We start from the raw sequence: 7,198 nt of genomic DNA, 5'->3' as shown, positions 1-7,198 counted from the left end.
CCCCGGCGCAGGCCGAAGTAGTACGCCAGGACACCCGCGCCCAGCGCCGCCTGGAGGGCGAACAGGGCCGACTCCACCTCGCCGGACGGCGGTTCGTACAGCGGGGAGAACCATGGCTCGTAGTCCGGCCGCATCTCGGTGATCGCCGCCTCGGCCTGCGCGTCCGCGCCGCTGAACGGCTCCTCCTTGCCCTCGCCCAGCCCCAGCGCGAGCGGCAGCACGGCCAGCGCCGCCACCAGGAGCAGCAGCAGGACGTTGATCTTCGCGTTCTTCGACATCAGGCCGCCGCCCCCTGCTGCTCGCCGGTACGGGAGGCGGGACGGGCCACGCCCAGCCGCGCCAGGTCCGCCTTGCTCGACTGCAGCAGCAGCCGCATCACCAGCACCGTCAGCAGGCCCTCGCTGACCGCCAGCGGGAGCTGCGTGACGGCGAAGATCCCGCCGAACTTCACCAGCGCACCCGCGACACCGCTGCCCGGGTCGGGGAAGGCCAGCGCGAGCTGCACGCTGGTCACGCAGTACGTCACCAGGTCGGCGAAGAACGCGCCGAGGAACACCGAGACCATCAGCGGGGCGTCGAACCTCTTCAGCAGCCGGTACACCGCGTACCCGGCCCACGGGCCCGCGATCGCCATCGAGAAGACGTTCGCGCCGAGCGTGGTCAGGCCGCCGTGGGCCAGCAACAGGGCCTGGAAGAGCAGGGTGATGGTGCCCAGCACCGCCATCACCGGCGGGCGGAACAGGATCGCGCCGAGCCCGGTCCCGGTGGGGTGCGAGCAGCTGCCCGTGACCGAGGGGATCTTCAGGGCCGACAGGACGAAGGTGAACGCCCCGGACGCGCCCAGCAGCAGCGTGCTCTCCGGGTTCGCCTTCACCTCGCGGCTGAGCGACCGGACGCCGTGGGCGACGAAGGGGGCGGACGCGACGCCCCAGGCGACCGCGTGCAACGGGGGCAGGAAGCCCTCGGCTATGTGCATGAGTGGGGAGACCTCTCCAACACCTCGTGGACGGACAACGCGCCCCGGCCGGTCTCCTGGCTCACGGGTACTGACGTCGTCGCTCCGCCTTCCCAGGCCGTGCGGTCTCCCGCGGTGGCCCAGTGGCTCCCGCTGGGGGCACCCCCGGACGGACGTCCGGGGGAAGAGCCGGACTTCCCGATCACAGTGGCGAGGGCCGCACCGGTTTCTCACCGGTTTCCCGAACACCAAGGCCCAATGACCTTACGGTACGGCCGGTACGGCGGCCAGGGCGGACTCCAGCCGCTCCAGCAGCGGCCGGGCGTCCATCCGCCGGCAACCCGCCAGCGCCTCCTGGAGCAGGGCCCGCGCCGCCGCCGGATCACCGGCCGCCAGCAGGGCCCGGGCCAACGGGAGCGCGGCCAGGGCGTGCACGAGCGTCTGCCCGGACCGGCGGCCCACCTCGTCGGCCGCGCGCAACTGGCGCAGCGCCCCGGCGGTGTCGCCCCGGTCCAGGGCGACCCGGCCCAGGCCGATCCGGGCCGCGCACTGCCCGGCGAGGTCGCCCGAGGTCCGGGTGAACGCCAGGATCTCCCGGAACCCGGCCGCCGCCTCGTCCAGGTGGCCGCGGACGCGCTGCGCCTCCGCGACCCAGCGCAGCATGCACATGCGGGGCCAGGCGGCCCCGCCGCGTTCGGCCACGGCCAGCGCCTCCCGCAGCACCTCCAGGGCGCGGGCGCTGTCCCCCCGGGCGAGCAGGATCTGGCCGATGCCGCGCAGGCACTGCGCCTGGCCGTAGCGGTCGCCGTGCGCCTCGAAGACCACCGCGCCCCGGCGGCAGCGGCGCAGGGCCTCGGCGGTGCGGCCCTGGGTGCGGTCCAGGTACGACAGCACCCAGCCCGCGTACGCCGCGCCGTGGGCGTCGCCGAGCTCCTCGAACAGGGCCTCGCCGGCGGCCAGCATCCGCCGGGCCGGGGCCCATGCGTCGCCGGGCCCGGGCGCGGGGGACCCGCCGACCCGGCAGGCCCGGTGCCGGCCGAGCCCCACCAGCATCAGGGCCTCGCCGCGGCGGTCCCCCCGGGCCCGGGCCGCCGCCAGCCCCGCCTCCTGCACGGTCTGCCAGCCCGTCAGGTCGCTGCGCAGGTCGAACAGGTACTCGCCGGCCGCGGCCAGCTCCCAGCACGCCTGCGGATCCACCGTCCGGGCCTGCCGTACGGTCGCCACGAACGCCTCCCGTTCCGCGCCGAGCCAGCGCACCGGCTCCGCCCGGGGCCCGGCCAGCACCGCCGGATCCGGCACCCGGGCCGCCGTCGGGCCGCCCAGGCCGGGGTAGTCCAGGCCCTGGTGGGCCCGGCGGCCCTCCCGGACCAGGGCCACCCAGCAGGCCAGGACCCGGCGCAGCACGGCCTCGCGGCCGCCTTCGGCCGCGGCCAGCTCCCGGCCGAAGGCCCGCACCAGGTCGTGCGTGCGGTAGCGGAGCCCGCCGGTCGCGTCGCGGCCGACCACCTCCAGCAGGTGCGCGGCGACCAGGGCGTCCAGGGCCTCCTCGGCGTGCGCCAGCGGCCGGCCCAGCACGGCCGCGGCCGTCCACGCGGCGTGGTCGGGCGCGTCGAGCACGGCCAGCCCGCGCAACAGGGCCCGGGCCGGGGCCGGCAGAGTGCGGTAGCTCAACCGCAGCCCGGCCCGTACGTCGCTGCCCTCGTGGGTGAGCTCGTCCAGCCGGCCGCGTTCGTCGCGCAGCCGTACCGCCAGGTGGGACAGGTCCCGGTGGGGGAGCGCGGCGAGCTTGGCGGCCACGATGCGCAGGGCCAGCGGCAGGTGGCCGCACAGCCGCACGAGCTCGCGCGCGGCCGCCGGCTCCGCCCCGACGCGCTCGGCCCCGACCACCCGCCCGAGCAGCGCCAGCGCCTCCCGCTCCGGCAGCACGGGCAGGGTCAGCCGCAGCCGGGCGTCCAGTCCGGTCAGCCGCCGGCGCGCGGTGACCAGCACGGCGCAGCCGTCCCCGGCGGGCAGCAGGGCCCGCACCTGGTCGGCGCCCGCGGCGTTGTCGAGCACGACGAGCATCCGGCGCCCGGCGAGCATGCTGCGGTACAAGGCCGCGCGCTCGGCCGCCTCCCGGGGCAGCGAGGCGCCGTCCACGCCGAGCGCCCGCAGGAAACCGGCCAGCACCTCGGCCGGGGCGACGCCACCGCGGTCGGCGCCGCGCAGGTCGACGTACAGCCGGCCGTCGGGGAACGCGGCGCGCACCGCCTCGTCGTGCCCGACGGCGAGCGCGAGCGCGGTCTTCCCGACGCCGGCGGCCCCGGTGATCACGCAGACCGTGCTGCGGGCGTGCCGGAGGGCGTGGGACAGGGCCGCGGCTTCGGCGGTGCGGCCGGTGAAGCAGGGTGCGGCTTGCGGGAGTTGGGCGGGTGCCGGCGGGGCGGACGGCGGCGCGGGCGGTGGAGTGGGCGGTGAGGGCGGCGAGGGTGGTGGGGGCGGCGAGGGTGGTGGGGGTGGGCAGGGTCGCGGTGAGGGGGGTGGGCCGGGGGCGTGCAGGGCAGGGGCGTCCGCGAGGACCGCCGCGTGCAGGGCGCGGAGTGCGGGGCCGGGATCCAGTCCCGTGCGCGTGGTGATGCGGTGGCGGGCGCGGGCGAAGGCCGCCAGGGCCTCGGCGCGCCGGCCCGCCCGGTACAGGGCCCGCATGTGCAGCTCCACCAGCCGCTCGCGCAGCGGGTGTTCCTCGGCCAGGGCGGCCAGCTCCCCGCACAGCTCCGCGTGGTGGCCCAGGGCGAGGTCCGCGGCCAGGCGCTGCTCCAGGCAGTCCAGGCGGTCCTGCTCCAGGCGGGCGGCGGCCGTCTCGAAGGCGCGGCCCGGCAGGCCGCCCAGGGCCGGGCCGCGCCACAGGTCCAGCGCCTGGGCGAGCAGCGGCCGCGCGGTCGCCGGATCGGAGGTGGCGCGGGCGGCGGCGCGGAGCCGGGCGAAGGCGTCGAGGTCCACGGCTGCGGGGCCGGGGACCAGGGTGAGGCCCGCGTCGGTGCGGATCACCGTCGCGCCGGTGGGGGCGAGCAGGCGGCGCAACGCCGAGGCCACGTTGTGCAGTTGCGCCCGGGCCGTCGCCGGCGGGTCGTCCCAGACCGCGGCCGCCAGCCCGGCCAGGGGCACCACCCGGCCGGCCTCCAGCACCAGCGCGGCGAGCACACGGCGGGTGCGCGGGCCCCCGAGGGGCAGGGGACGTCCGTCCAGGTCCGCCTGGACGGGGCCGAGTACGCCGAGGGTCAACGGCATGGCGGGGGCTCCGAGGAGGGTTCCGGGTTGCGGGCGGGCGGGCAAGCGGGCGGCGACGGCGAGGGCGAGGACGCGGCGGGGTGCGGCGCGGCGGGGGCGGGGCGGTGTGGCGACGCTCCGGGGGCCGGAGGTGGGAGGGGCTCCGGCGGACGGAGGTGGGCGGGGCTGCGGGGGACGAAGGCGGGACGGGCTCCGGCGGACGGAGGTGGGACGGGCTCCGGGGGCCGGAGGCTCCGGGGGTCGCAGTGGTGGGGCTACCGGGTGGGGCTCCGGGTGGGGGTGGTCGGGGCTGCCGTGCTGGTGAGTGGCCGACGGATGGGGAACGGGTGGGGGTCGATCGTAGTGTCCGCTCGGGCCGGCGACGTGCTCGATATCCGTCAACTCCGGCCCGTTCCTGGCGACTTACCATTCATGGGAGGGTGACATGCGTACCCGTAGGCGCACCGGCGCGAGAGGTGCCGCGCTGCTGACCGTCGTGGCGCTCGGGCTCGCCGGGCCGACCGGACCCGACGTGCGTGCCGAGGGGCGGGCGCTGCCCGCGGGCCCGGCGGTCGCCGTGGCCATGGGGGACAGCTTCGTGTCCGGTGAGGGCGGGCGGTGGCTCGGGAACACCGACCGGTACGCCGGCAGCCGCAACGGCACCGACCGGGCCTGGACCGGAGGGAGCTCGTACGACCCGAGCCGGGTGTACGGCAGCACCGCCGCCCCGGGCGGCTGCCACCGCTCCGACGTGTCCGAGATCGCGACCGCCCCGCTGCCCGGCATCGACGAGCGGATCAACCTCGCGTGCTCGGGCGCCGAGACCACGCACGTGATCAGCAGTGCCCAGGGCGGGCAGCCCTTGCACGGGGAGGCTCCGCAGGTGGACCAGCTGGCGGGGGTGGCCCGTGCCAAGCGGGTCAAGCTGATCGCCCTGTCCGTCGGCGGCAACGACCTCGGCTTCGGGTCGATCATCGGCGACTGCGCGTACGACTGGTACTTCGGGCGGCTGTGCTGGAAGCAGCACGACCCGGTCGTGCAGCAGCGGTTGCCGCAGGTGCAGGCCAAGGTCGCCGCGGTCGTCGACGACATCCGCCGGACCATGCGGGCGGCCGGCTACGCCGACGGCGACTACCGGTTGGTGCTCCAGTCCTACCCCTCGCCGATACCCGGTGGCGAGTGGTTCCGGTTGCCCCAGAACGACTCCGACCGCATGGACAAGGACGGCTGCCCGTTCAACGACCGGGACGCCACCTGGGCGGCCTTCACCCTCGTCCCGCGGATCGGCGACATGGTCAAGGCGGTTGCCACAGCCCGCGGTACGGACTTCCTGGACCTGCGCGACGCGCTCGCCGGGCACGAAGTGTGCTCGCTCGGCGTCGAACAGGTCGGTCAGGCCGGTCCGGACCCGCGGAAGGCGGAGTGGTTCCGCTTCCTGGACCACGCCAACACCCAGGGGACGCTGGAGGAGTCCCTGCACCCCAACGCCTACGGGCAGCGGGGCATGGCCGCGTGCCTCGGTCTCGTCGGCGCGGCGGCGCCCGGCCGGTACGTCTGCACGCAGGACTGGTTCGCGGACGGGGACCCGTCCCGGATGAGGATCCGGCCGGCGGCCTGACCGCACCGCCGGCCGGGCCGCTCAGCAGACGTTCGGGTGGGATATGTCCAGCACCAGGCGCTCCGGGTCGTGCAGCGTGAACGTGGTGTACTCGGGGCGGGTGGTGAAGGCGGCACCGAAGGTGACGTACCCCTCGTAGTCACCCGTGAGCGCCAGGCCCTTGAGACGGGGCAGGTTCAGCTGGATCAGCTGGGGCCCCCGGTAGACGGACTGCCCCGCCTCGTCGTGCGCGGCGGCGGGGTGGAGGCGGACTTCCAGGAAGTGGGTCCCGGGCAGCGGGACCGGCTTCCCGGAGCCGTCGTAGACCAGCTCGGGGACCCGGTCGACGACGACCTCGGGGACGTGTCCCTGGAGGTCGACGACGACCCGGTCGAAGGTGCAGTGGCCGCCCCAGCGGGCGTTGACCACCAGCGGGGTCGGTGCGGCGGTGCGCGGGGCCGCCGACGCCGGTGCGGCGGCGACGAGCCCCAGGGCGAGCAGGGCGCCCGTGGCGGCGGCCACGAGCCGATGACGATGTGGACGACGGAGCTTGAGCATGACGTCCCCCGGTTCCTCAGGTGCCGAGTGGTGGCGAAGCGGTCATATGCACAGACGTCGACCGTGCCCCGTCCGGTTGCCCGGCGGCGCGGATCCGGTCAGGAGACGCCGTACCACTGGCTGGCCCAGCCGGTGTTGATCGTGGCGGTGGACTGCTCGGCCAGGTTCACGGACGGCGGCAGGGAGGTCTGGCCGGTCAGGACGGTGCTGTAGCGCAGGTTCGGCGGGGTCAGGCCGGCGTTGACCGAGATGCCGGCGCCGGTCGACTTCAGCGTCAGCAGGTTCGTGGTCCAGTTCCCGTTGAGCAGCAGGGCGACGTAGTACGTGCCCGGGGCCGCGGTGAACGGCTTGGTCAGCGCGAACGGCTTCGCGATCGGCTCGGTCATCAGCTGCGGCGAGATGTCGGCCGTGGCCCCGCGCAGCGTGCCCGTCGCGTCGTACACGCCGAGGTAGCAGTGGGACAGCGAGGCGTTCGGGTCGATCCCGGCCAGGCCCATCCAGATGTTGGACCAGGTGATCTCCTGGCGCAGCACGATCCGCACCAGTGTCACCCGGCCCCCGACGCCGGCGGCGCTCTGGGCGGTGACGTGCCCGGCGTCGTTCGGGTCGCCGGTCCAGGCCAGCAGGTTCTGGTCCTGCGGCCGGGGGCCGTCGTAGCTCCCCGGCTGCCCGGCCGGACCGCCGGAGGGCGCCGGGGCCGCCCCGGAGGCCCGGTCGCCGCCCGGCGCGGCGGAGGTGCAGCCGGTGAGGAGCAGCAGCGCCGCTGCCACGGCGGTGGCGAGGCCGCGGGCGGTGCTGCGGCCCGGGTGTCCGGTGCGGGTACGGCTACGGGTGCGCATGGT

Annotated in this window: 6 protein-coding genes and 1 riboswitch; of the genes, 1 reads left to right on the top strand and 5 read right to left on the bottom strand. The window is 76.3% G+C overall.

The features are described 5' to 3' along the window. The 3 genes from LG632_RS19130 to LG632_RS30295 form a co-directional block, all read right to left on the bottom strand. Positions 1-278 (bottom strand): energy-coupling factor ABC transporter substrate-binding protein (locus LG632_RS19130; protein ID WP_226728570.1); only part of this gene is annotated, 278 nt, incomplete at its 3' end. Beyond that, positions 278-976 (bottom strand): energy-coupling factor ABC transporter permease, encoded by a 699-nt coding sequence (locus LG632_RS19125; protein ID WP_226728569.1) that lies wholly within the window; start codon positions 974-976, stop codon positions 278-280. The genes LG632_RS19130 and LG632_RS19125, both read right to left, overlap by 1 nt. 29 nt (positions 977-1,005) lie before the next feature. Further along, positions 1,006-1,223: riboswitch (cobalamin riboswitch) on the bottom strand. Further along, on the bottom strand, positions 1,220-4,222 hold the full coding sequence (locus LG632_RS30295; RefSeq protein ID WP_264201998.1) for an AfsR/SARP family transcriptional regulator: 3,003 nt from the start codon (positions 4,220-4,222) through the stop codon (positions 1,220-1,222). (Overlaps the previous riboswitch by 4 nt.) Before the next feature lie 424 nt (positions 4,223-4,646). On the opposite strand from LG632_RS30295, the gene LG632_RS19110 reads away from it, so the two are divergent. Continuing rightward, on the top strand, positions 4,647-5,819 hold the full coding sequence (locus tag LG632_RS19110; RefSeq protein ID WP_226728568.1) for an SGNH/GDSL hydrolase family protein: 1,173 nt from the start codon (positions 4,647-4,649) through the stop codon (positions 5,817-5,819). 21 nt (positions 5,820-5,840) lie between these two features. Here the strand turns inward: LG632_RS19110 and LG632_RS19105 are convergent, their stop codons facing one another. Further along, positions 5,841-6,356 (bottom strand): AMIN-like domain-containing (lipo)protein, encoded by a 516-nt coding sequence (locus LG632_RS19105; protein WP_226728567.1) that lies wholly within the window; start codon positions 6,354-6,356, stop codon positions 5,841-5,843. A 98-nt stretch (positions 6,357-6,454) separates the two neighbouring features. Next, positions 6,455-7,195 carry a hypothetical protein gene (locus LG632_RS19100; protein WP_226728566.1) on the bottom strand — a complete coding sequence of 247 codons (741 nt, stop codon included), beginning with the start codon at positions 7,193-7,195 and terminating at the stop codon, positions 6,455-6,457. Between the last annotated feature and the right edge of the window lie 3 nt (positions 7,196-7,198).

The sequence above is a fragment of the Streptomyces antimicrobicus genome, from assembly GCF_020532625.1.
In the GTDB taxonomy this organism is placed as follows: Bacteria; Actinomycetota; Actinomycetes; order Streptomycetales; family Streptomycetaceae; genus Streptomyces; species Streptomyces antimicrobicus.
The sequence above is the reverse complement of the archived record's forward strand: the minus strand, read 5'-3'. Positions and strand labels throughout refer to the sequence as shown.

What these genes read in the sequence shown, in the direction of transcription:
- LG632_RS19125 (WP_226728569.1), bottom strand. Translation starts at nt 976, where the DNA reads ATGCACATAGCCGAGGGCTTCCTGCCCCCGTTGCACGCGGTCGCCTGG.
- LG632_RS30295 (WP_264201998.1), bottom strand. Translation starts at nt 4,222, where the DNA reads ATGCCGTTGACCCTCGGCGTACTCGGCCCCGTCCAGGCGGACCTGGAC.
- LG632_RS19110 (WP_226728568.1), top strand. Translation starts at nt 4,647, where the DNA reads ATGCGTACCCGTAGGCGCACCGGCGCGAGAGGTGCCGCGCTGCTGACC.
- LG632_RS19105 (WP_226728567.1), bottom strand. Translation starts at nt 6,356, where the DNA reads ATGCTCAAGCTCCGTCGTCCACATCGTCATCGGCTCGTGGCCGCCGCC.
- LG632_RS19100 (WP_226728566.1), bottom strand. Translation starts at nt 7,195, where the DNA reads ATGCGCACCCGTAGCCGTACCCGCACCGGACACCCGGGCCGCAGCACC.